The sequence below is a fragment of the Nocardia xishanensis NBRC 101358 genome (genome assembly GCF_001613365.1).
GTDB classification, from domain to species: domain Bacteria; phylum Actinomycetota; class Actinomycetes; order Mycobacteriales; family Mycobacteriaceae; genus Nocardia; species Nocardia xishanensis.
Map to the genome: position 1 here is coordinate 49,431 of NZ_BDCF01000003.1, position 25,676 is coordinate 75,106.

At 67.3% G+C, this 25,676-nt stretch carries 9 protein-coding genes; 4 read left to right on the forward strand and 5 right to left on the reverse strand.

The features are described 5' to 3' along the window. Window positions 1-11: 11 nt before the first annotated feature. On the reverse strand, window positions 12-17,246 hold the full coding sequence (locus NX1_RS04770; RefSeq protein WP_084501011.1) for a non-ribosomal peptide synthetase: 17,235 nt from the start codon (window positions 17,244-17,246) through the stop codon (window positions 12-14). Window positions 17,247-17,645: 399 nt separating this feature from the next. After that, window positions 17,646-19,301 carry a GMC oxidoreductase gene (locus tag NX1_RS04775; protein ID WP_245668322.1) on the reverse strand — a complete coding sequence of 552 codons (1,656 nt, stop codon included), beginning with the start codon at window positions 19,299-19,301 and terminating at the stop codon, window positions 17,646-17,648. 490 nt (window positions 19,302-19,791) lie between these two features. On the opposite strand from NX1_RS04775, the gene NX1_RS04780 reads away from it, so the two are divergent. From NX1_RS04780 to NX1_RS04790, 3 genes are all read left to right on the forward strand, one after another. Further along, window positions 19,792-20,913: a cytochrome P450 gene (locus NX1_RS04780; protein WP_245668323.1), complete on the forward strand. Its 1,122-nt coding sequence runs from the start codon at window positions 19,792-19,794 to the stop codon at window positions 20,911-20,913. Between the two features lie 137 nt (window positions 20,914-21,050). Beyond that, a complete protein-coding gene (yczE, locus tag NX1_RS04785; protein WP_068054379.1) occupies window positions 21,051-21,692 on the forward strand; it encodes a membrane protein YczE in 642 nt (213 codons plus the stop codon). Then, on the forward strand, window positions 21,692-21,943 hold the full coding sequence (locus NX1_RS04790) for a hypothetical protein (RefSeq protein ID WP_068054382.1): 252 nt from the start codon (window positions 21,692-21,694) through the stop codon (window positions 21,941-21,943). The genes yczE and NX1_RS04790 overlap by 1 nt, the downstream gene beginning before the upstream one ends. Window positions 21,944-21,983: 40 nt before the next feature. Here the strand turns inward: NX1_RS04790 and NX1_RS04795 are convergent, their stop codons facing one another. The 3 genes from NX1_RS04795 to NX1_RS04805 all read right to left on the reverse strand — a co-directional run bounded on the left by NX1_RS04795 (window position 21,984) and on the right by NX1_RS04805 (window position 24,708). After that, window positions 21,984-22,640 carry a hypothetical protein gene (locus NX1_RS04795; RefSeq protein ID WP_157119544.1) on the reverse strand — a complete coding sequence of 219 codons (657 nt, stop codon included), beginning with the start codon at window positions 22,638-22,640 and terminating at the stop codon, window positions 21,984-21,986. Further along, window positions 22,637-23,728, reverse strand: coding sequence for a hypothetical protein (locus NX1_RS04800; RefSeq protein WP_068054388.1), 1,092 nt, complete (start codon window positions 23,726-23,728; stop codon window positions 22,637-22,639). Before NX1_RS04800 ends, NX1_RS04795 begins: the two co-directional genes overlap by 4 nt. 221 nt (window positions 23,729-23,949) lie before the next feature. Further along, window positions 23,950-24,708, reverse strand: coding sequence for a siderophore-interacting protein (locus NX1_RS04805; RefSeq protein WP_068054391.1), 759 nt, complete (start codon window positions 24,706-24,708; stop codon window positions 23,950-23,952). A gap of 136 nt (window positions 24,709-24,844) precedes the next feature. On the opposite strand from NX1_RS04805, the gene NX1_RS04810 reads away from it, so the two are divergent. Continuing rightward, the gene (locus tag NX1_RS04810; protein ID WP_068054395.1) at window positions 24,845-25,672 is read left to right on the forward strand and encodes an NADPH-dependent oxidoreductase; all 828 of its coding nucleotides are present in this window, start codon (window positions 24,845-24,847) and stop codon (window positions 25,670-25,672) included. Window positions 25,673-25,676 lie beyond the last annotated feature (4 nt).

Below are 25,676 nucleotides of genomic sequence, written 5' to 3' on the forward strand. Positions count from 1 at the left end.
GCATTCGGGCGTCAAACAACTCGACGGCTATCGGCTCGGCGAGGCGGCTGCGCACAGCGAGGGGAATGGTCTTCGGCCTGCGGCGAGGGGGCATCGGCGGACCGGAAGTGCTCGGTGAGGACGAGTCCGATCGCGCGGAGTGCGTCCGGGTCGGTCATCCGTTCGTGCCGGGCGGGAATGCGGTGTTCGGCGATACGGCCGGTGATGTGATTGTTCCATGCGAGAGCCGGAGAGGCGCCGTCGCTTGTGTGGTCCGCGGAGCTGAAGTAGATCAGGTCACCGTCGAAGGATGCGAGCCGGTGGTTCCTGGTGAGGTCGATGAGCCGGGTGAAGTCGCCGTGCAAGGTCTCGAGATGCTCGGCGGTCAAGGCGGTGAAGAGTCCGCCCTGCCGGTGCAGCAACTCGGCCGCGACCTCGAAGGTGAGGTCGGCGGGGAGCTCGGAAGCGGCGAGGCCGCCGAACTCGGTGAGCAAGTCCGCGGTGGTGGGTGTGGGAGTTTCGATGCTGCGGTCGGTGACGACTCGGGTGTCCATCATGGCCAGGGTCGCGACCTGCTCACCGTCGCGACAGAGCCGGACGGCGATCGCGTGGGCGATGGTCCCGCCGAGCGAGTAGCCGAGCAAGTGGTATGGGCCGTGCGGCTGGACGGACCGGATCTCCCGTACATAGCGGGCGGCGAGTTGATCGAGCGTGTCGAACCGCGCGGTGGGGTCGGTCAGCGTCGGGGACTGCAGTCCGTGGACGGGATGTTCGGGGTCGAGGTGCTGCACGAGTCCGCTGAAGCCCCAGGCCAATCCGATGGCCGGGTGGACGCAGAACAGTGGTGGGTCGGTGCCGGCAGCGCGCAGCGGGAGCAGCACCGACAGTGCGTCGCCGGGATCCTGTTCGTCGAGACCGCGCAGGCGGGTCTCGATGCGTCGGGCCAGCAATTGCGGTGTCGGGTCGGTGAACACCCACTGAACCGGCACCGTGGCACCGGTCGATTCCGCGAGCCGCGCCACCAGTTGGGTGGCGGCCAGCGAGTTGCCGCCGAGGGCGAAGAAGCCATCATCGACGCCGACTCGTTCGATGTCGAGAGTCCGGGTGAAAGCGTCGCAGACAGTGGCCTGGAGCGGGGTGGACGGCGAACGGAAGCGGGCGTGTCGCCGGTCGGGCGCTGGTAGGGCTTTGTAGTCGAGTTTGCCGGTTGAGGTGAGGGGGATCCGGTCGAGGGTGAGGATCGTCGTCGGGATCATGTGGGTGGGTAGCCGGGTCGCGAGGTAGGTGGTCAGTGCGATGGCGTCGGGTGTGGTGCCCGGGGTGGGCACGACATAGCCGGTGAGTTGATCGTTGCCGTTGGGTTGGGTGTGGATCGTGACGGCGGCGTGGGCGACGTCGGGGTGGCCGCACAGCGCGGCTTCGATGTCGCCGCGTTCGATGCGGTGGCCGCGGATCTTGAGTTGCAGGTCGCTGCGGCCCTTGTATTGCAGCGTTCGGTCGGCGGTCCAGGTGACCAGGTCGCCGGTGCGGTACATCCGTGTCCCAGGCGGCCCATAGGGGTCGGGGACGAATCGGGATGCCGTGGTCGTGGGTTGCTTGTGGTAGCCGCGGGCGAGGCCCGCTCCGGACACATACAGTTCGCCGACGACTCCGGGTGGGACGGGGCGTAGCCTGCGGTCGAGTACGACGGCGGTGAATCCGCGGGTCGGGCCGCCGATCGTGATCGGACCGTTCGTGGTCCACGGCGCGCTGGCGCAGCTCATGACGGTGGATTCGGTAGCCCCGTAGGAGCTGATCACCGTCCGGCCTGGTATCCACTGCTCTGCCAGGTCTGGTGGGCATGTCTCGCCGCCGACCATCAGGGTGCCGAGGGTGTCGAGTTCGTCGGGAGGCAACGATGCGAGCACTGTCGGGGTGAAGGCGGCATGGGTGACGCTTTCGGCTTCGATCGCCTCGGCCAGTTCGGTGCCCGCGACTACCCGTGCGGGTGCGAGGACCAGTGTGGCGCCGGCGGCTGCGGCGCTGAGCAATTCGAGGACCGAGACGTCGAAGGTCAGCGCGGCGGCGCCCAGCACTCGTGCGGCCGGGGTGAGGCCGAACCGTTCCCGTGTTTCGGCGGCCAGGTCCGCTATCCCGCTGTGGGTCACCACGACACCTTTGGGAATCCCGGTGGAGCCCGAGGTGTACATCAGGTAGGCCGGGTGGTGTGGCCATAGCGTGGCTGTGCGGTCGTTGTCGGTGATCGCGTTGGGCGACGCCGATGCCGACTTCGCGGCGAAGGAAGGGTCGTCGAGGGCGAGCCATCCGGTGGTGTCCGGCAGTTGGTCTCGGTGGACCCCGAGTGTCATCCCTACGGCGGCACCGGAATCGGTGAGCATGCCGGTGATCCTGTCCCGGGGATGGGTGGGATCGATCTGGACGAACGCGCCACCGGACTTGGCGACCGCCCAGACGGCGATCACGGCGTCGATGGAGCGCGGTACCGCTATGGCTACCAACGATTCCGGTCCTATTCCCGCCTCGATCAGTACCCGCGCCCACCGATTCGAGGTCTCGTCGAGTTCGCGGTACGACAGTCTTACGCCGTCGCAGACCACCGCTTCCGTGTCCGGCGCCATCGCGGACGTCAACACCTGCGGCAATACCGACATCGCCGTACCGGGCCGACCGCGAACGGGTACCAGCGTGGCTCGTTCGACCGGCGACAACAGCTGCAGCCGGGTCAGCGGGAGGTCGATGTGTTCGGCGATGGTGTCGAGCACTCGCAGCATTCGGTCGGCGATGGCGTCGATCTGGTGTTCTGTGAACAGCTCCGGCAGATATTTGAAGGTCAGGTGTACTTGGGTGTCCTGGTGGACGACCAGGCCGAGCGGATAGTGCGCGGCGTCGCGTCCGTGCACGCCGAGGACATGCATGCCCGCGATGTCGGTGTCTTCGGACAGCCCGGCCCGGTCGACCGGGTAGGACTCGAGGACGGTCACCGTGTCGAACATCGCGCCGGGACCGGCCACGCGCTGGATATGGGCGAGCCCTAGGTGGTGATGGTCGAGCAGCGAGGCTTGTTCGGTTTGGATTCGCCGTAGTAGCTCGGCCAGGGTTTCGCGGTGATCGAGCCGGATCCGGACGGGCACGGTATTGACGAACAGCCCGATCATCGATTCGATGCCGGGGATCTGCGCTGGGCGCCCGGAGACGGTGGTGCCGAACACCACGTCCTCGCGGGCGGTCGAGGTGGCGAGCACGATCGCCCAGGCGGCTTCGACGAGTGTGTTGAGGGTGGCCTCTTGTCGATGGGCCACCGCGACCAGCGCCGCGCTGCGCTGTTGGCTCAGCTGCACTTGGACTTCGCGCGCGGCGATGGTGGGCCTGCGGCCACGGTCCGCGGGCGCCAGCAAAGTCGGCTCGGCGGTGCCCTCGAAGGTCCGCGCCCACGCGGCTTCCGCCGCGTCCCGGTCTTGGTTGTTCAGCCACCTCAGGTAATCGCGGTAGGGACGCACCGGCGGCAATACAGCGGGATCGCTGTCGCCGGCGTAAAGGGTCAGCAGTTCCCGGATCAGCAGTGGCGTGGACCAGCCGTCTATCAGGATGTGATGCATGCTCAACAGCAGCCGATATTGCCTGGGCGCGGTGCTGATCAGGGTGAATCGCAGCAGCGGCGCCGCGGTCACGTCGAAGCACGCCCGGCGGTCGGTGTTCATGAGCTGTTCGAGCGCGGCTTCCGTGTCGGCGCGCCCGGCCAGGTCGATCTCGGTGACCGGCACGTCGACGTGCTGGTGCACCACTTGGACCGCTTCGCGTGCGCCGTCGCGCACGAACGCGGTCCGCAGGTTCGGGTGCCGTCCGATGAGAGCCTGTACGGCGCGGCGCAGCCGGTCCGTGTCGACGCGCCCGCCGAGTTCCAGACAGAGTTGCACGATGTACGCGTCGAGGGTGCCCTCGGCGAGTTGAGCGTGGAACAACAATCCTGCCTGCAGCGGCGTGAGCGGCCAGATGTCGTCCAGTGTCGAACGTCCGGCCTCGAGCCGGTCGATCGCGCCTTGGTCGAGGTCGACGAGGTCGAGGTCGGAGGGGGTGAGCCCGCCTGCGCCGGGGCGGGACGCGTGTGCGGCCAGAGCGGTCACCGCGTCGCGCCACAGTCCCGCGAGCTCGGTGACCTCGGAGGAGGTGAGCAGGCCGGTCGGATACTCCCAGGCGGCGGTAAGGGTAGGCCCGTCCGATGTGTCGATGGTGACCGCGTTGATGCCCAGCAGGGCCGCGACGGGTGCGTCGGAATGCTGGACGCTGCCGCCGTCGGGGCCGTCGCCGACGGGCATCCACCCGATGTCGCGCAACGTCGCGGGCGTGGTGTCGAGCCGACCGAGATAGTTGAAACTCACTTGGGGGGTGGGCATTTCACGCAGGACGCGGGCGGTATCGGCGTTGAGGTGGCGCAGCAGCCCGTAGCCGATCCCGTGGTCGGGGACCCGCCGGAGCTGGTCTTTGACCGACTTGACGACCGCCGCGGCGGCGCCCCCGGCGGCGAAGGCGTCGTCGATGTCGATATCGGACAGGTCGAGCCGGACCGGGTAGGTGGTGGTGAACCATCCGACGGTGCGGGTGAGGTCGGCACCGGGGAGCACCGTGTCGTGGCGGCCGTGGCTTTCGAGGGTGAGCAGCGTCTCGGCGACGGCATTGCCGTGGCGGCGCCGCCATCGAGTCAGCGCCAACGCGAGCGCGGCGACGAGGGCGTCGTCCACGTTGCCGTGGAATGCCCGGGGCAGGGTGGTGAGTACGGTGCGGGTCACCGCGGTGGGGAGCGCCACCTCGACGGTGGCGACGGTAGCTTGCACGTCCACGCCTGGATCGATCGGGCGGGCGCCGATCGGCGGATCGTCAGCGGCGAGCGTGGACTGCCACCAGTCGAGTTCGTCGAGGTTCTCGGCGGCGGTGTTCAGAGCATGCGCCCAGCGTCGCATCGAGGTGCCGACGGGCGCGAGCCGCGGCCGTTGCCCGGCACTCAGCTGGGCCCACGCCGTGGCGAGATCGGGGACGAGAATCCGCCACGACACGCCGTCGATCACCAGGTGGTGCGCGACGACGAGCAGCCGTCCCGGCTGTCCGGCCCAGTCGAACCAGACCAGCTGCAGCATGACTCCGGCTGTGGGGTCGAGGCGTTCGGCCGCCGCGTTCGCCTCGGCGTCGGCAAGCGCCGCGAACGCGCTGCTGTCCGGTGCCACATCCACCGGCACGCGCCGGACCAGCCCGGCGGCGGGCACAGCGGTCGGCTGCACCCGTAGCGTCCACCGCGATGCGTGCGCGGGTTCCGGCTGAAGTCGAGCTCGCAGCATGTCGTGGTGATCGATCACCGCTTGGACGGTGGCACCGATTCCATTGGCGTCGATGCCGGTCGGCAGAGAGAGCATCACCCACTGGCAGAAGCGGTCGAAGCCGCCGCGCTCGATCATCCAACACATGATCGGCGTCACCGGCACCGGTCCCACACCACCGCCGGGCAATTCCGCCGGAAGGGCGGTCGCCGCGGCGCTGTCGTCCAGAACGGCGATCTCGGCCAACCCGGCAACAGTCTTGCGCTCGAACACCTCGCGCGCGGAGAACACCACACCCGCCGCCCTGGCTCGCGTCACCAGCTGGATCGACATGATGCTGTCGCCGCCGAGGGCGAAGAACGAATCGTCGGCGCCGACCGTGTCGATACCCAATACCTCGGCGAACAGTTCCGCCAGCGTCGTCTCCACTTCGGTGGCCGGTGCCCGGAATTCGGCTCGGCCCGTGGTGAAGTCCGGCTCGGGCAGAGCGGCGCGGTCGACCTTGCCGTTCGCCGTCACAGGCAGCGCGTCGAGCACCATCACGGTCGCGGGCACCATGTGCGAGGCCAACCGCTCAGCGGCGAACGCGAGGACCGCGGCCGCGTCGGGGTCCGCGTGGTGTTCGGGCTCCACGTACCCGATCAACCGGTCGCCGGTGGCGGCGTTCCGGTGCACATTCGCCGCTGCTCGGGCCACACCCGGGCAGGCGGCCAGAGCCGCTTCGACCTCGCCGAGCTCGACGCGGAAACCACGAATCTTGACCTGGAAATCCGACCGGCCCACATATTCGAGCGTCAGACTCCCGTCCGGTAGCCGCAGCCACCGCACCAGGTCGCCGGTCCGGTACATGCGTTGCCCCGGGCCCGCGAACGGGTCGGCGACGAACCGCGACGCCGTCAGACCCATCGCGTTGCGGTAGCCGCGGGCCAGGCCAGGGCCGGCGAGATACAACTCGCCCACGATCCCGATCGCCACCGGCCGCAGCCACGCGTCGAGCACGACCTCGCCGACCCCGCGGATCGGTCCGCCGATCGTCACCGGCTCACCCGCCGCTATCGGCGCACCGGCATCGGTCAGGATCGTGGCCTCCGCCGGGCCGTAGGTGTTGAAGAATCTCCGGCCCGGCGCCCAGCGCGACACCAGTGTGGGTGAGGGCGCTTCGCCACCGGTCACGATGGTCCCGAGGTCATCGAGCCCGTCGGGATCGACCGTCCCCATGGCCGCGGGCGTCAGCGCGATGTGGGTCACCTTCGTGCGCGACATGATCTGCGCCAGCTCGCCTCCGCCGTAGACGGTCGGGGGCGCGATCACCAGCCGCCCGCCGGCCGCGAACGCCAACAGCAGTTCCAGGACCGCCGCATCGAAACTCGGAGACGCGAAATTCAGCACCCGCGCGCTCGGCCCGACGCCGAACCGTGAACATTCCTCGGCCACCAGATTCGCCAACCCTCGGTGCGACACCACCACCCCCTTCGGCACACCTGTCGAGCCGGACGTGTAGATCACGTACGCCGCATTGTCGGCCCGCACCGCCGATATTCGGTCCGCATCGGTCACCGGCGCCGACGACAAACTCGCGGCCTCCGCTTCGACCTCCGACTCGTCGAGGATCAACCACGGTACGGGCCCGGCCACCCTAGGACGCCACTCCGATCGGGTGATCCCCACCGCCACACCGGAATCGGTGAGCATGTGCTCGATCCGGCTCGCCGGGTACTGCGGGTCCACCGGCACGAACGCTGCCCCCGACTTGGTCACCGCCCATACCGCCAGGACCGAATCGATCGACCGTGGCAAACCAATCGCGACACTCGCCTCCGGCCCGACACCCCGGCCGATCAACAATCGGGCCAACCGATTCGACTCCGCATCCAACTCGCCGTAGGTCCACCACCGATCCCCGGACACCACCGCGACCGCCCCCGGATCCCGCTGCACCGCCGCCGCCAACAACTCCGGCAACGTCTGCTCCGGCACCGCCGGAGCGCCTGAAACCGGCGTCAACTCGCGGTGTTCCGCCGGGGAGAGCAGATCCAGCCGGGCCAGTGGCAGATCCGGGTCGGCGACGATGACGCCGATGACGCGCAGGAGCCGCCGCAGGGTCGCGTCCATCGTGTCCTGGTCGAAGAGTTCGGGCAGGTACTTGATTTCGACGTGCAGTCGCGTGTCGACCCGCGCGATCACTCCCAGCGGATAGTGCGCGCCGTCGGTGCCGGTCACGTCGAGCAGCCGCATGCCTGCGATATCGGTGTCCGCGGTCAGCCCGCCGCGATCGATCGGGAACGACTCGAACACCGTGATCGTGTCGAATACCGCCGCGGGCCCGGCAACACGCTCGATGTCGGTCAGACCCACGTAGTGGTGATCGAGCAGCCCGGCCTGCTCCGCCTGGATTCGGTCGAGCAGCTGTCCCAAGCTCTCGGCGGGATCGAGGCGGACGCGCACCGGGAGTGTGTTGATGAACAGCCCGATCATGGACTCGATGCCCGCGATCCGCGGAGGCCGTCCGGACACCGTGGCGCCGAACGTCACATCATCCCGGGACGTGAACGCGCCCAACACGATCGCCCATGCCATCTGGATCACGGTGTTGAGGGTGACGCCACGGGCGCGCGCCAGGCCTGCCAGCGACGCGGTCTGTTCCTCGGTCAGTTCGCCGAGTACCTCACGTGATTCGGTGTACGGGCGGCCGGGATCGGCCGGTGCCACCAGGGTCGGCCCGTCCGCGCCGTCGAACGCGCGGGCCCAGGCGTCGAGCGACGCGGTCGGGTCCCGCCTGACGATCTCCGCCAGGAAGTCCCGGTAGGGACGTATGCGAGGCAGGATCGCGGTGTCGCCGTCGGTGGCGTAGAGGATCAGCAACTCCTTCAGAAGCAGCGGCGTCGACCAGCCGTCGAGGAGCAGGTGATGATTCGTCAGCACCAGCCGGTGATGCTCGGGCCGCGTGGTGACCAGCATCCAGCGGAGCAGCGGGGCACGAGCCGGGTCGAACCGGGCCGCCCGGTCCGCGGCCATCAGCCGATCCCATTCGCGCGCATCGTCATCCAGCCCGGACAGGTCGAGTTCCGACCAGGGAACCTCGACGCCTTCATCGACCACCTGCACCGGTCCGGCGCCGGTGTCGGCGACGAACGCGGTGCGCAGATTCGCATGCCGGTCGAGCAGCAGCTGCGCGGCTCGGCGCAGCCGCTCAGGATCTACCTGCCCACGCAGCTCTAGGACCAACTGCACCAAGTAGGCGTCCATCGACTCCTCGGACACCAGCGCGTGGAACAGCAACCCCTCCTGCAACGGAGTCAATGGCCAGACGTCGCTCAACGCCGGATAGCTGTTTTCCAGTCGCTCGATCTCGGACTGCCCGAGCCTGACCAGATCCAGATCCGACGGCGTCCGTCCCCCGGCTCCGGCGCGATGGGTATGTCTCGCCAACGCGGTCAAGACCCGGCGCCACGACTCCGCCACCTCGCGCACCTCGTCGGCGGTGAGCACCCCGGCGGGATACGACCAGATCGCCCGCAACCGTGGCCTGCCGTCATCGTCGAGGGTGCAGGCCGTGATGTCGAGCACCGCCGACACCGGCATATCCGGATTCCGCGCACCGGCGAACTCGGCACCCGCGAGGTCGTCGTCCACCGGCAGCCATCCGGCCGACCGCATTCCTTCGGGAATCTTCGTGGAGACGTAGTCGAACGCGATCTGCGGCGTCGGCTGAGTCCCGAGTATCGGTCCGGTGTCCTCGTTGAGATACCGCAACAGGCCGTAGCCGATTCCGTGGTCCGGAACCGCGCGCAGCTGTTCCTTGACGGACTTGACCGCCGCTCCGACAGCTGGCCCACCGGCGCACGCGTCGTCGAGATCGATGCCCGAAAGATTCAGGCGCATCGGGAAACTCGTGGAGAACCAGCCGACCGTCCGGGTCAGATCCGAGCCAGGGACGACGCCTTCCGCACGGCCGTGCCCTTCGAGACCGATCACCATGTCCGCGAGCGGGTCGCCGGAGGCTTCCGTTGCACGCGCGCGCCGCCACTTCGTCACCGCTAGCGCCAGCGCGGTCAGTAGCCCGTCGCCCACGCTGCCGTGGAATGCCGCGGGCACGTCGGTCAACAGCGCCTCGGTCACCTCGGGGGACACGTCGACCTCGACCGCGCGGGCCGTGGCAGCCACATCGATCGCGGGGTCGAGAGGCCGAGACCCGATCACCGGATCGTCCCCGGCTGTCATCGCCCGCCACAAGTCGATCTCGGCGGCCGGCTCCGTGCGCTGGGCTGCCTCGACCAGCCCGTGCGCCCACCTGCGCATCGATGTCCCGACCGGGGCCGGATCGGGTGGCTCGCCGGACTCGATACGCGCCCATGCGGCCGCCAAGTCGGCCAGCAGCACCCGCCAGGAAGCCCTATCGATCGCCGAACGATGCACCAGCACAAGCACTCTGCCCGGCTCCGCCGCGTCGATCGGATCGAACCAGACCACCTGCATCACGATCCCGGCGCCAGGATCGAGCCGGTCCGCGGCGGCATCCAACTCCGCCGCCGCCGACGCACGGAACTCGACGCTTCCCGGCTTCCCCTCCATCGCGACCCGGTGGACGACGTCGTCGGCTCGAACCTTCCCGACCGGCAGCACCTCCCACGTCCAGCTCCCACCCGCGTCCGGGCGCAGCCGCGCGCGCAGCATGTCGTGCCGATCGAGTACCGCCTGCACCGTGCCCGCCAGCTTCTGCTGGTCGATACCCGCAGGCGGAGCCAGCAGAACTGCCTGCGAGAAGCGATCGAACCCCGACTTCGTGCGTTCGAGCAGCCGTCGCAGGATCGGCGTCAACGGTATCTGCCCGACACCCCCGCCGGGCAGTTCCTTCGGAAGGGAGGACGCCGCGGCGCTGTCGTCGAGAACGGCGATCTCGGCCAGCCCGGCAACCGTTTTGCGCTCGAACACGTCGCGCGCGGAGAACACCACACCCGCCGCCCCGGCCCGGGTAACCAGCTGGATCGACATGATGCTGTCGCCGCCCAGGGCGAAGAACGAATCGTCGAGGCCGACCGCATCGATACCCAATACACCGGCGAATGCTTCGGCGATCGTGCGTTCCAGGGGTGTCTCGGGTGCTCGGAACGCCTTGTCGCCGGTGAATACCGGATCCGGTAGCGCCTTGCGATCCAGCTTGCCCCCCGAGGTCAAGGGAATCCGCTCCAGCACCATGATCGAGGACGGGACCATATAGGATGGCAACCGGCCGGTGAGGTACTCCGTGAGGATCGCGGTATCGATCGAGTTACCTGGTGCCGCAGCAACATACGAAACCAGCGACTGGGCCCCGGAATCGCTGCGGTGACCGATCGTGGCGGCGAAACCGACGGATTCATGGGCGGCGAGCGCCGCATCGATCTCCCCGAGCTCGATGCGCAGACCACGAATCTTGACCTGGAAATCCGATCGGCCGAGATGTTGGATCGCTCCGTCGGCGGTCCATCGGACCAAGTCTCCGGTGCGGTACATGCGTTCGCCGGGCGCCCATGGGCATGCGACGAAACGCGCGGCGGTCAGGCCCGCCCGGCGGTGGTATCCGCGGGCCAGCAAGGTGCCCCCGATATACAATTCGCCTGTCACGCCGACCGGTACGGGTTGTAGCCGTCGATCGAGCACCCATGCGGAGGCACCCCGAATCGGGTTGCCGATGGTGACCGGTTCTTCTGCCGTCAACGGTGAGGCCAACGTCGCGGCGATCGTGGTCTCGGTGGGCCCGTATTCGTTGATCATGTTCCGGCCGTCGCGGCTCCATCGCTCGACCAACTCGGTGCTGCAGTCCTCGCCGCCGACCAGTAGGTTCCGCAAATCCGGTAGCGGCCAACGGGTGTGGTCGATGGTGGACAACGCCGTCGGTGTGATCAGGACGTGACTGACGTGCTCGCGGTCGAGTAGTTCGGCGAGTTCGTCGCCGCCGTAGACATCGCTGGGCGCGATGACCATGGTCGCGACCCAGTACACAGCGTCCAGTAATTCCAGTACCGACACATCGAAGCTCGGCGAAGCCAGATGCAGAACGCGAGAACCCGATCCGATTCTCATGCCGTGCCGGTGCACGGTGGCGCAGTTGCGGAGTCCGCGGTGGGTGACCGCGACGCCTTTGGGTAGTCCGGTCGATCCGGAGGTATAGAGGACGTAGGCGATGTTGTCGACACGCAGCGGGCGTACCCGGTCGCTATCGGTGACGGGGCGGCTTTCGGCCTCATCGAGGTCCTCCGGCGTCAGCCAGTCGATGTCGTCGGGTAATCGTGTTCGCGCGGAGGGCACGGTCAGACCGATCGACGCCTTGGAATCGGTCAGCATGTGGGTGATGCGTTCGACGGGATTGGTCGGGTCGATCGGCAGGAAAGCAGCGCCCGATTTGGCGATCGCCCACACCGCCAGTATGGAATCGAAGGAGCGTGGCATGCCGATCGCGACGACGTCCTCCGGGCCGATACCTCGCTGAATCAGTATCCGGGCCAATCGATTCGAACGCTCGTCCACCTCCCGGTAGCTCAGCTGCCGCCCCTCGAAAACGATCGCCGCGGTGTTGGGACCTCTTGCGGCCGCTCCGGTCAACAGGTCGGCCAGTGTGGCGGGCGCCGCTGCGGGCGCACCGGAGCGCGACAGTAGATCAGCACGTTCGGCGACCTCGAGCACCTCGATCATCCCCACCGGGACGGTGGGATCGGTGGCTATCGACTCGAGTATCCGGATCCACCGGTGCGCGAGCGAGTCGATTGTCGCGGTGTCGAACAGATCCGTGGCGTAGGTGACCGCTACCGCCATATCGCCACCGTTGTGGTTGTCCGACAGGACGACCTGCAGGTCGAAACGAGATACTTCGTTGGGGAGATCGATCACCGATACGTCGAGGCCGGGCAGTTCGAGCTTCACCTGTTCCAGATTCTGGAATGCCAGCATCACCTGGAACAGGGGGTGCCGGGACTGGGACCGCTGCGGAGCGAGTTGGTCCACCAGTTGCTCGAACGGCACGTCGGCGTGTCCGAAGGCATCCAGGTCGATCTGCCTGATTCGGCCGAGCAGGTCGGTGAACGACTCGTCGAGATCGATGTCGGTCCGCAACACGAGGGTGTTGACGAACATGCCGATCACGTCGTCGAGTTCGGCCGCGCCGCGCCCGGCGATCGGTGTGCCGATCGGTATATCGGTGGTACCGCTCAACCGGGCGAGCAGAACCGCCAGCGCGCCGTGGATCACCATGAACAGTGACGAACTATGTTGCCGTGCGAACGTTTCCAGCGCTCGCACCAATTCGGCATCCAAGGTGTAGTCGATGGTGGCACCCCGATTGGACGCCGCCACCGGCCGTGGCCTGTCGGTCGGCAAACGAAGTTCTTCGGCAACGCCGTCCAGGGTTTCGGTCCAGTACCGGATCTGCTGGGCGGCCAGCGATTCCGGATTGTCGGGCGAGCCGAGGGTAGCTCGTTGCCACAGTGCGTAATCCGCGTATTGGACAGGCAGCGGTGTCCACGAAGGGGCTTCTCCGCTGATCCGTGCGGTGTACGCGGTCGTCACGTCGCGGGCCAGCGGCGTCATGGAGAAACCGTCCGCGGCGATGTGGTGCACCACGACGGCCAGCACGTAATCGGGCTCCTCGCCACCGGCAGCGCGGAACAAGCGGGCGCGAACCGGCGCCCGGGTGCTCACATCGAAGCCTTCGGTGACGAATTCGGTTACCGCTGTATCCAATTGGCTCGGCGGAACCGTTACCAGGTCCAGCTCGGGGTCTATCGCGTCGGCGGGTTCGATGAGCTGGATCAGCATTCCGTCGTGGTCCGGGTACCGCGTCCGCAAAGACTCGTGCCTGCGCAGCACATCGACCATGGCCGATCGCAGGGCGTCGACGCTGAACTCGCCACGCAACCGAATGGCGATCGGCACGTTGTATGCCCCCGAGCTGGTGTCGTACTGGTTGAAGAACCACATCCGTTGCTGGGCCGGCGCCAATGGCACCAGATCCGGGCGCGGCCCGGCGATCAGCGGTGGGCGTTGGCGCCCCGTGCTGGAATGCTCCTCTATCCGGGTAGCGAGCACCGCTACCGTGGGCGCTTCGAACAACAGCCGCACCGGAATCTCGGTACCCAGCGCGGCCCCGAGTCGCGCGGCGACCCGGGTCGCGACCACGCTGTCCCCGCCGAGGGCGAAGAACGAATCGTCGAGGCCGACCGCATCGATTTTCAAGACCTCGGCGAACGATTCGGCGATCCTGCGTTCGAGGGGTGTCCGGGGTGAACGGAACGCCTTGTAGTCGGTGAACACCGGCGCCGGTAGGGCCTTGCGGTCCAGTTTGCCCACCGGCGTCAAGGGGATACGCTCCAGCACCATGATCGCGGACGGGACCATATAGGACGGCAACCGGTCGGCCAGGTACTCGGTCAGGATCGTGGTATCGATCGAACCACCGGACGCGGCAACAACATACGAAGCCAGTGACTCGCCCCCCGAATCGTTGCGATGGCCGATGGTCACGGCGAAATCGACGCTCTCATGGGTGGCGAGCGTCGTATCGATTTCGCCGAGTTCGATACGCAGACCACGGATCTTGACCTGGAAATCCGACCGGCCGAGATGTTGGATCGCTCCATCGGCTGTCCACCGGACCACGTCCCCTGTGCGATACATGCGTTCGCCGGCCGCCCACGGACACGCTACGAAACGCTCGGCCGTCAAAGGTGCCCGGCGATGGTATCCGCGGGCCAGCAGAGGACCCGCGACATACAACTCACCCGCCACACCGACCGGCACCGGTTGCAGCCGCTGATCCAGTACCCATTGCGAGACGCCGCGGATGGGGCGACCGATCGTGACCAACTCACCCGCCACCAACGGGGAAGTCAGCGTCACGGCAATGGTGGCCTCGGTAGGCCCGTATTCGTTGAACATGTTCCGGCCGTCGTCGCTCCATCGCTCGACCAACTCGGTGCCGTAACCCTCGCCACCGACCAGCAGGTATCGCAAATCCGGTAGCGGCCAACGGGTGTGGTCGATGGTGGACAACGCCGTCGGTGTGATCAGGACATGACTGACCTGCTCTCGGTCGAGCAGTTCGCCGAGTTCGTCGCCGCCGTAGACGTCGCTGGGCGCGATGACCATCGTCGCACCCGCGCACAACGCCAACAGCAATTCCAGTACCGAAACATCGAAGCTCGGCGAAGCCAAATGCGCGATACGAGAATTCGATTCGATGCGCATGGCATCGCGGTGCTCGGTGGCGCAGTTGCCGAGTCCGCGGTGGGTGACCGCGACGCCTTTGGGCAATCCGGTCGATCCGGAGGTATAGAGGACGTAGGCGACGTCATCGATACGCAGCGGGCATACCCGGTCATCGTCGGTGACAGGACGGTCCTCGGCCTCGTTGAGGTCCTCGGGTGTCAACCAGTCGATGTCGTCGGGTAATTGTGTTCGCGCGGAGGGCACGGTCAGACCGATCGACGCCTTGGAATCGGTCAGCATGTGGGTGATGCGTTCGACGGGGTGGGTCGGGTCGATCGGCAGGAAAGCAGCGCCCGACTTGGCGATCGCCCATACCGCGAGTACCGAATCGGGGGAGCGTGGCATGCCGATCGCGACGACATCCTCTGGGCCGATACCTCGCTGAATCAGTAACCGAGCCAATCGATTCGAACGCTCGTCCACCTCCCGATAGCTCAGCTGCCGCCCCTCGAAAACAATCGCTGCGGCGTCGGGATCCCGTGCGGCCGCCGCTGTCAACAAGTCGGCCAGGGTGGTGGGCGCTGTCGTTGGTGCACCACAGCGCGACACCAGATCGGCTCGCTCCTCAGGCTCGAGCACCTCGATGCCCCCCACCGCAACGGCGGGGTCGGTGGCTATCGACTCGAGTATCCGGATCCACCGGTGTGCGAAAGAATCAATCGTCGCGGCATCGAACAAATCAGTGGCGTAGGTGACCGCTACCGCCATGCCGCCACTGCCATGATCGTCCGACAATACGAGCTGTAGGTCGAAACGAGTTACCTCGTCTGGCAGGTCGGCCACCGACACATCTAGACCGGGTGACTCCAGCGCCACCCTCTCCAGGTTCTGGAAAGCCAGCATCACCTGGACCAGCGGGTGTCGCGACTGCGACCGCTGCGGAGCGAGTTGATCCACCAGTTGCTCGAACGGAACATCGGCGTGCCCGAAGGCATTCCGATCGGTCTGGCCGACCCGGACGAGCAGATCGGTGAACGACTCGTCGAGATCGACCTCGGTCCGCAACACCAGGGTGTTGACGAACATATCGGCCCTGTCGTCGAATTCGGTCGCGCCATGTACGGCGACCGGCGTACCGATCGGAATATCGGTCGAACCGCTCAACCGGGCGAGCAGAACCGCCAGCGCACCGTGAATAACCATGAACAGTGGCGAGCCACGTTGCCGCGCGAACCGTTCTAACGCACGAACCAACTCGGCGCCCATCGTGTAGCCGCGGGTTGCATGCCGATTCGACATCATCACCGGCCGTGACCTGTCCACCGGGAGATGGAGTTCCTCGGGAAGGTCCGCGAGCGTGGCTCGCCAGAACGCCAGGTTTTCGCGGCGGCGCCGTATCCCGGCGCCGTGGCGGGCGCTGTCGGGGTGGACCCGCTCGAGTTCGGTGTCCGGTGCGGCGGCGGCGAACGCGTCGAGAAACTGCGTGAATCTGGTGTAATGCGCCGACAATTCGAGGTCGGTGTAGAGATTGGGATTGGCCATGAAGTGAAGGATCGTTTGCGGCGGGTCTCCAGCCTGGTAGAGGTCGACCAGCAAATCTTCGACCGGTCCTGAGCTGAGGATATGAAACTCCGCGGTCATCGACCCGAGCCGGAGTTCCTGGTGGAAGAACATGACATTCACCAGCGGGCCCGCGAAACGCCGCTGCCCGTTGTGTCCCGCGGCGGCGCGAATGTCGGTGAGGCCGCACCGCTGGTGCCGTAGCGCTCCAACCAGATCGGACTGCACGCGCCGCACCAGCGTCGCGATCGTGTCGCCCGTGCCGAGCGTAATCGGAAGCGGCACAACGTTGACGAAGACTCCGGCGGACCGCCGCAGCACCGCGGTGGTACGACCCGATACGGGAATATTGACCAGGACCTTGTCCCGGCCGGTCATACGGGCCAGATAGCTTCCGAACGCGGCGATCACCACTGCGGCCGGGCTCGCCTCCAACGCCTCCGCGGAATGATCGATCCGCCCTACCGTCTCGGTGGGCAGTTCGGCTTTTGCCACGACACTGTCCGCGCGTGCGGGTGCGTATCCGTCGGCCAGGCTGGACTCTTCCTTGACGTCGGCGAGCTTGTCCAGCCAATATGCTTTGTCGCTGGTGAATCGGTTGGACTCCCGGTAACTGCGATCGGCCTCGTAGAGGGTGCGCAGGTCTGCCGCCCGGTTCGGCTCCGCTGTCCGGCCCTGCACCGCCGCTGTGTACAGCGCCGCGACCCGGTTCATTACCGTCATCGCGGCGTAGCCGTCCCCTGCGACGTGGTGGCCCTTGAGGTACCACAGGAAATGCCGATCCCCGACCTGCAGAACCACCCACCTCAGCAGCCGGTCTCGGAGCATATCGAAAGGCGATGTGTACTCCCGGCGCATCCACTCCAAAGCTGCCGCCATGGGGTCCGGTTCATCGCGCATATCGATGAGCGGTCCGGTCGAATCCAGCGAAGGGTCGAACAACTGATGCGGCTCACCGTCGATCTCTACCAGCCGCATATACCCCGATTGGCATTCGTGGCCTGCTCGAATCGAAACCTTGCGAAGTAAGTCGAGATCGAGATCCCCGTGGAACTCGAGATACTGTGCCTCACATATCGGCACATCCGGGCTCAATTTCTGTGCCAGCCACAGCCCCCGCTGTCCCGCGGACAGCGGCACCGGCTGAGTGACCGACACGTCGGGCTCGGAGTTCCCGTCCGATCTCCGGTCGGGCGGGAACTGCGGTCGCGGAACGGTCATCACTTGCCTCCAGACCCGACCGCGCCCCAGTATAAGCCGACTGATTGGTACGCGTATACCCCCCGAGTCGCGATTCGCGTCGCGTAAGTACGTCGATATTTACGAAAGTGATAGACGGCGCTCCGCGACTCCTCCACGTAGATCGTCGAGGCGCATCGGGTCCGAATAGCGATCGGCTCGAATAATGAATCATTCGCTATGGCTGGACACCTCGACGCAATTACGTTCGATGCCCGATTGCGAATTGCGTCTACTTGGTCGCGATCGAGCGCCGGGCTCGGCGGGATCGATGACGCGGACATATTCGGACAGGTATGAGTGCAGGCCCACCGCACTTCGCCTGATCTTGCGTCTTATTTGTCCGTATCCGCGATAAGGTGCCCGAACGTGCGTCTCCGCCTACTCCCCAGAACTGATGATCTGTTCGATATTGCGCTCGGCCAGCGCGCTGATCGTCAACGCCGGGTTCACGGTTCCGGTGCTGCCGGGCACAGCCGCCCCGTCCATCACGTACAGGCCTCGATAACCGCGCACCCGACCGTACTCGTCTGTCGCGCGCCCGAGCACCGCGCCGCCCAACGGATGTGAGGTGAACGATGCGTCCCCGCCGATGACTCGTAGGGCGATGGGCTCGCAGTCGCACGCGACCTTGTCGTTGACTTCCAGCGCTCGCGCGAGGTAGCCGGCCGCGCCGTTGTCGGGCCACTGCAGGTCCACTCGCCCATTGGCCGGGTTGTATACGAACCGGCCGCGGGTGTCGTCGAGCACGATGCCCAGCGATCCGAGAGTGGTGATGTCGAAAGGCGTCACGCCGGGGATGAACCAGCTCTCCAGCGACACAGGTGTGCCCGCCTCGTCCAGAATCCGGCTCGCGGACGGTGCGCCCTGCGTGCCCACTTCGAGTGAGCTGAGCGGTCGCGCCAGGCCGACATCACCGTTACTGCCCCAGCCTTCACCGATGTGTTCGTTCAGGTTCGGCAGCGCGCCGGTATCCCGCGCGCGCACCAACAGCTCGGAGGTGCCGATAGAGCCGGCGCCCAGGAACAACTTGTCGCAAGTCAGCGTCCGGGTCAGGAGCACCTCGCCGGTAGGTGCGAGTTTGGTCAAGGCGACGGTATAGCGACCCGACGGTCCCGGTTCCTTGGCGATGGCGTCCACGCGGTGGCCAGGGTAGATACGGGCGCGGCCGGTGTCCTCGGCATAGCGCAGGTAGTTCTGGTTCAGATCGAACTTCGCGCCGTTGGAGTTGCCGAGGTTCGAACAGCCGACCGTTGCCGACGGCTTCGATCGTCCGGCCAGCTCGTCGCGGATGATGTTCCAATTCCACATGCCGTCGATACGCTGCGGCACATAGCCGGCGGCGCGGACCTGATCGTCCCAAGCCCGCGAGTGCGCGAACGCGACGGAGTGATAGATGTCCTCCGGTATCGGGCTCGGCCGCAAAGCATCTCGAACTCTGGGGTAGTAGACGTCATGCATCTCGCGATAGTCGACAACACCGCCGAACACATGCTCGAAGAACCGCTGCTCGGGTTCGATCATCACCCCGGTGAACACCACCGAGCCGCCGCCGACGCATGCACCGCGCCACACGTCGATGCCAGGGTAATTGGAAACGTCGAGGACCCCGCCGAACGAATCGAACGACATGGGGGCCCTGGTCACGCCGGTGAACGTGGTGCGATGCCAGAAGCCGCGGCCATCCGGAATCGTGTCGACGGCGAAGATGTTGCGCCACGGATCGTTCGGCCAGCGCGATCCGCGCTCGAGCACCGCGACCTCGGTCCCGGACTGTGCCAGGCGCAGCGCGGCGATGGATGCCCCGAATCCCGATCCGACGACGATCGCGGGCACATGGTCGGCCGGATCCGGTAGCGGCGCGAAGATCTCCGGCACCAGTGCGCGGTACAGCAACGAATTCGGGCTCGGGCTGTAGTCGTCGGCCCGCACCGGGGAAGCGCCCGCCGTAAGCGCGCTTCCACCCGCGAGACCCAGCATCGCGGCGGCTAGGCCGACGCCTTTGACGAAACCGCGCCGGTCCATCGTGGCCCTCATGTGCTCTGAAGGTCGCTCCATCACATCCCCATACCTCTTGGTTTGTGTTGGGAAACTCGGTTACTCGCGGGCGGGCCGGTACCTGACGATGATCATTTCGATGTGTGTCCTGGGAGCTTGCTGATCAAGACATGGTCCGCTCTACCACGCTACCTGCGTGGCAGGACCGCGGAGCCGGAGTCGGTGCGATCGGCCACCGTGACGACCATGAGCAGTGCCTTCCGGCCCCGGTCGTCGACGTCGCAGACGGCGGCTAGCCCAGAATTAGCCAACCGTGCCGACGGTGGCGCTTACCATGGGGGACATCCAGCGTGGGAGGTGACGAATGTTAGCGCGCGCGTGGATACGGTGGCTGTTCCTCCATCGCGTGGCCCGGACCTATCTCTTGGTGTCGGCACGCCGGGGTGATCCCTTCGCGCAGATCGTGGTCGGTCCGGATCGCGAGCGGGGCGCGCCGCGCTCCGTAGAGGAGATCCGGCGGCGGGGCAGGATGTCCACGATAGCGCAGCAGGTGCGCGTGACCGCGGACCACGAACTGTGCAGGCTCATCCTGCGGGACCGTCGGTTCGGCACGTTCACGCCCAACAATCGAGCCCTGCCGAAGTCGATCCGATGGATACTGACCAAGACGGATCTTGGGCTTCCCAACCTCGCGGAACCGCCCTCGATGCTGGTGACCGATCCGCCGGACCACACCAAGTACCGACGCCTGGTCGGGCAGGCATTCGCTCCGAAGGCGATAGCCAAACTCGAGCGGCGGGTCGTCGAAGTGACCGATGACCTGCTCGAACGCCTGAAATCGACGCCGCGACCCGATCTGATCAGCGACTTCTCCGAGCAGTTGCCCATCGCGATCATCGCGGAAATTCTCGGGCTGCCCGCCGACATGCATTCGACCTTGCTGAGGTGGGGAGACACCGGTGCGCCGCTGCTCGACCGCGGCCTGACCTGGGCCGCTTTCCGCCGCGCCATCGAAGACTTGGCCGAGGGGCAGCGGTATTTCGACCAGCACCTCGACGGGCTCGCCGCCGAACCGGGCGACGATGTGCTGAGCCTGCTGGTGACAGGTGGCGAGCTCACCCGCCGCGAGCAGGTGGCCAACGCGGCCCTGCTGCTCGACGCCGGATTCTTGACGACGGTGAACATGCTCGGCAACGGAATCGTCCTGCTGACACGCCATCCGGACCAGCTGGAACTGCTGACGGCGCAGCCGGACCTGTGGCCGGGCGCGGTCGAGGAAATCCTGCGCTACGACGGTCCCATACGGATAACGGGACGCATCGCGAGCTGTGACATCGACATCGCCGGTGAGCACGTCGAATCCGGTTCCCTGATCCTGCTGTTGCTACAGGGCGCCAACAAGGACCCCACCGTCTTCCCCGATCCCGAACGCTTCGATGTGACCAGGGCCAACGCCGCGGAACATCTCTCGTTCAGTAGCGGGGTGCACAGCTGCCTGGGAGCCCACCTCGCCCGATTGGAAGGCGCCATCGGGCTGCGAGCGCTCTTCGAGCGGTACCCGGATCTGCGTCTGGACGGCCCGCCGATCCCGCGTGGCCTGGTGAACCTGAACAGCTACCGCTCCATGCCCGCCAAACTATCCGCCAACTAGCTGTCGCGGATGGGGGCGGCGGCGGGCCCGCCTCGTCGTGCTGGACCCGAATCCGGCGCTGCTGGAAGGCATCCGGTCACGCCAGTTATCGGCTACTGGCTCTGTTGTTCCATGCCAGCGGCGGTCATGCTGGGCCAATGCTTCTCCGGCGGTTGGTCGCGCTCTACAGCGGGTTGTGGTTGTACGGGTTCTCCATGGCGGTCATGGTGCGCGCCGGGCTCGGCCTCGACCCGTGGGACGTGTTCCATCAGGGTGTGGCCGCACACGTGCCGCTCAGTTTCGGAGCGGTCACCGCGGTGACCGGCGCGGTGGTGCTGCTCGCGTGGATCCCGTTGCGGCAGCGGCCCGGCCTGGGCACGGTCAGCAATATCGTGGTGATCGGGTTGTCGGTGGACGCCGGACTGTGGCTGCTGCCGACATGGGAATCGCTGCCGGTGCGCGTCGCCGCGATGTTCGCGGCCGTGGCGCTCAATGCCGCGGCCACGGTGCTCTACATCGGCGCCGGCATGGGTCCGGGGCCGCGTGATGGACTGATGACTGGCCTGGTCCGGCGCACCGGCTGGTCCGTCCGGCTGATCCGCACCGCCATCGAGGTGACGGTCCTTGTCACCGGCTGGCTGCTCGGCGGCGGCGTCGGCATCGGCACCCTCGTCTACGCCTTCGGCATCGGGCCGCTTATCCAGCTCATGATCCCCGCCGTAGACCGCCACCTTCCGGGTTTCCAGGCCGTCCGCGCACCGAAACCTGCTGCGGCGGAATTGACCTCGGAGCGACTCTAGTGCGAGTTGGCTTCAGCCTGCACACCGGCACCGCGACGCCGCGCGCGGGCGGACTGCGTGCGGCGATCGACTCGGTCGTCGCCGACCCGGCGGCCGATCAATCGAAACGCAGGGATTGGCAAATCCGCGAAAAGCGCCCCCTGGCTCACTACCCGGCGACATCCTGCACCAACGACACCTCGACCTGCCTACCTGAGTTGGGACGCGATCCTGGCTACCAGCGGCTGGGGGGTATTGAGCCGATGTCGTGAATGTCTTTCGTCGCAGCGGTTCCGGGGCGGTACGGATCGATCAACGGTTCGGCCGTGACCTGGTCTGCCCGCCGAGGGGTGGCCCGCCGACGGGTGGGCCGTCCAGCGAGACCGGCTGCGGGGCGACGAGCGGTATCGGTCGGCGCAGATCGACCATCGTCGCCGCGCGAATGATGCGCTTGCGTACCATGATCGGCCCGATTTCCGGCGCGCGGACCGACACCGTGACGGTGCAATCGCCGGGGCCCAACGCCGCTAGCATGCCATCGCGGACGGTCGCTGTGAGCGGCTGGAGCAGCATCGCGACGCAGAGTTCGAGCGCGAATTCGCCCACGGGACTTCCGCCGACGCTCACGTCGAGCCGAGGACGGTACGACTGGCTGATCTCGTGTTCGAACAAGGCGACTTGCTCGGCCCCGCCGGAGCGGGTGCGCGTCGCCGCACCGCGGAGCCGGTCGTAGCGGCGCCACCCCGCGACCGCGACTCCGCCGAGGTCGACCTCGAGCAGACCGTCGACCGCCTTGGCCACCTCGCACAGTGTCGTCGATTGCAGTGCGGCGGCGGCGCCGGGCATGCGGCGCAGCGCGAGCCGATCGACACCGCTCTGACGCAGGCATTCGGCCAGTTCACCCACTGCGGCGTCGGGTGCGCCGCTCCGGAACAGGACGGTCCGAGCCGTTATCCATGAAGTAGTCATCCTGGCACCTCCCTGATGTTCAGCCAGGGCTCGCCGACGCTCAGCCGGACCTGGACGCCCGGCGGACGGGTGAGCTGGCGAATGTGGATGGTCGGGCTGACGTCCTCGACCACGCGTACACGCACCTCGGGATCGGCCGGGCGGTTGCCCCGATGACGCAGAACCGCCGTCGCCACGCCCGCGGCGACGAGGAACCCACCGACGGCGAGCACGGCGGGGACGTGGTCGTCCGCCGGAGGCGGGTCCGGTCGCGCCGAAGTCGGGGGCTGCGAGCCGGGCGGCGTCACCTCCGGCGCGCTGACCGCGAACCCTGTTGTGGCGGAGACGGATTCCGTGACTGTTACGGCGGAGGTGGCCGTGACTCCTCCGGTTGTGGGCTCAGGGCGTTTCTCCGAACTGTCGGTGGATGAGGGGGAGGGAGTCACTGATGATGTGCTCGTGCTCGTGCTCGTGCTCGTGCCCGTGCCGGTGCCGGTGCCGGTGCGGGTGCCTGCGCCGGTGCAGGAGCCCGTGCCCGGGTCGGTGCCTTTGCCCGCGCCGGGGTCGGTGCCTTTGCCCGCGCCGGGGTCGGTGCCTTTGCCCGCGCCGGGGTCGGTCCCCTTACCGGTGCCGGGGTCGGTCCCCTTACCGGTGCCGGGGTCGGTGCCTTTGCCCGTGCCGGGGTCGGTGCCCTTACCGGTGCCAGTGCCAGTGCCAGTGCCTGCGCCGGAGCCAGTGCCCGGGTCGGTGCCCGTGCCGGGGTCGGTGCCGGGGTCGGTGCCTTTGCCAGTGCCCGGGTCGGTGGCCGTGCCTGTGCCTGCGCCCGGGTCGGTGCCTGTGCCTGAGCCTGAGCCTGTGCCAGGATCGGTGCCCGCGCCCGTGCCGGGGAGTGTGCCTGTGCCTGCGCCTGCGCTGGGGTCGGTGCCCGTGCCGGGGCCTGTGCCTGCGTCGGGGTCGGTGCCCGGCCAGCAACAGCCGGTGGTCACCGACTGTTCGATCGGCGAGTTCGGTGCGGTTGTCGGCGTCGTCGCCGCGATCGGTATCCACAGCGAGCCCAGGACTACCGCTGTGGCCGCCGCGACGAGGAACGATCGCGAATCGGTTCTCATGATCGTCTCTCCGGGACGGAGATGTTCTGGGGATTCCTTGTCCCGGAACAAGCCTGTGCTCATGACGACGCGCGAACGCGAGTAGTGGATTACCTGTTTCCGCCGGCTGATCGCGGGCGCGATCTCGCCGTCTCGGAAGTGCCTGCGATGAGCGGGTAGGCACCGCTTTCACCGCGCAAGCGCGGGCGGTGAAAACGGTCGTGGGTGGACCGTCGCACGTATCAGTCGGCGGCCACCGTTTCCTTGGCGGCCAGGTCGGCCTTCCATTCGCGGAAGCCCTCCTCGCTGCGGCCGCGGCGCCAATAGCCCGAGATCGAGGCGGCCCACTCGGGGGGTACCTGCCGTTCCCTGCGGATGTAGCGGCGCAGGTCGAGCATCACGGCCTGTGCCTCGCCGTGGATGAAGACTTGGACGCGGCCGTCGCGCCACGGGGTGGCCCGCACGGTCTCGGCGAGCAGTTCGCCCGTGGGTCGCGCGCCGCGGTGCAGCCAGGTGAACTCGACGCCTTCCGGCTTGTCGAGTTTCAGCTCGTCGTCGGGTCCCGACACCTCGACGAAGGCGTGGCCGACGGCGTCGGCGGGCATCGCCTCCAAGGCGGCCGCGATCGCGGGCAGCGCCGCCTCGTCACCGGCGAGCAGGTGCCAGTCCGCGTCGGCGCGCGGGGCGTACGCACCGCCGGGGCCGTACAAGTCGATGGTCTCGCCGGGCTGCACCGAGGCCGCCCACGGTCCCGCGATGCCCTCCGAACCGTGGAAGACGAAGTCGGCGGCCAGCGTTCCCGCGTCGACATCCACCGAGCGGACGGTGTAGGTGCGCAGCACATCGACGCCGTCGCGCGGGAAGATGAATTTCACGTAGGAGTCGGTGAATTCGCTCGGCCGGAAGGCGGTGAGACCCGGACCGCCGAAGTGCACGCGGATCAGGTGCGGGGTCAGCCATTCGGTGCGCAGCACGGTGAGGGTGGTGCGGGGGCGTGCCAAGGTAACCTCCGGACAATCGTCGATTTAGGTATGCCTTACCAACCGTACCTGGATCGGCGGCGGTGCGGTCCGCGCCGTTCCGCTCACGGTGACGGTTACCGCAGACGAGCGCGCCGCCGGTGGCCAAGATGAAGGCATGACCCAGATCGCACCGACCCCGGCCGACGCCCTGCGCCAGCGCTACCGCGACGAGACGCCGGTCGAACCCAGCCATTGGAACCCGGTCCTGCGGGTACTGCACGAGCACCGGTCGGTGCGGCGTTACCTGCCCGATCCGGTGTCCGACGACATCCTTCGGCTGCTGGTCTCCGCGGCCCAATCCGCGCCGACTTCGTCGAATCTGCAGGTGTGGAGCGTGATCGCGGTTCGTGACGAGGCGCGCAAGGCGCGGCTCGCGGCGCTGGCGGGCGGCCAGGCGCACATCGAGCAGGCGCCGGTGCTGCTGGTGTGGACCGCCGATTTCGCCAGGCTCCGCCAGCTCGCCGACGACCGCGGCGCCCCGCTGGACGGCGCCGACTACCTCGAATCCAGCTACGTGGGTTTCATCGACGCCGCCCTCGCCGCGCAGAACGCCGTAGTCGCGGCGGAATCGCTCGGGCTCGGCACCGTCTACATCGGCGCGTTGCGGAACAAGCCGGAACAGGTCGCCGCCGAATTGGGCCTTCCGCCACAGGTATTCGCGGTGTTCGGACTGGTGGTCGGTCATCCCGACCCGGCCGAGGCGGCCACGGTGAAGCCGCGGCTGCCGCAGCCCGCGGTGCTGCACCACGAAACCTACGAGCTGGCGGCCCAGCGCGAGCACGTCGCGCAGTACGAGGATCGAATCGCCGAGTTCTACGCCGAGCAGGGGCTCGCGCACTCCTGGACCGAGCGGGTGCTGAACCGGCTCGCCTCTGGGCGAAGTCTCAACGGCCGCGACCGGCTGCGCGAGGCATTGGCCGGGCACGGCTTCCCGTTGCACTAGGCCG

Excerpts from the sequence above, each read along its gene's own strand:
- yczE (WP_068054379.1), top strand. The coding sequence starts at position 21,051 with ATGCTTCTCCGGCGGTTGGTCGCGCTCTACAGCGGGTTGTGGTTGTAC.
- NX1_RS04800 (WP_068054388.1), bottom strand. The coding sequence starts at position 23,728 with ATGAGAACCGATTCGCGATCGTTCCTCGTCGCGGCGGCCACAGCGGTA.
- NX1_RS04780 (WP_245668323.1), top strand. The coding sequence starts at position 19,792 with ATGTCCACGATAGCGCAGCAGGTGCGCGTGACCGCGGACCACGAACTG.
- NX1_RS04810 (WP_068054395.1), top strand. The coding sequence starts at position 24,845 with ATGACCCAGATCGCACCGACCCCGGCCGACGCCCTGCGCCAGCGCTAC.
- NX1_RS04795 (WP_157119544.1), bottom strand. The coding sequence starts at position 22,640 with ATGACTACTTCATGGATAACGGCTCGGACCGTCCTGTTCCGGAGCGGC.
- NX1_RS04770 (WP_084501011.1), bottom strand. The coding sequence starts at position 17,246 with ATGACCGTTCCGCGACCGCAGTTCCCGCCCGACCGGAGATCGGACGGG.
- NX1_RS04775 (WP_245668322.1), bottom strand. The coding sequence starts at position 19,301 with ATGAGGGCCACGATGGACCGGCGCGGTTTCGTCAAAGGCGTCGGCCTA.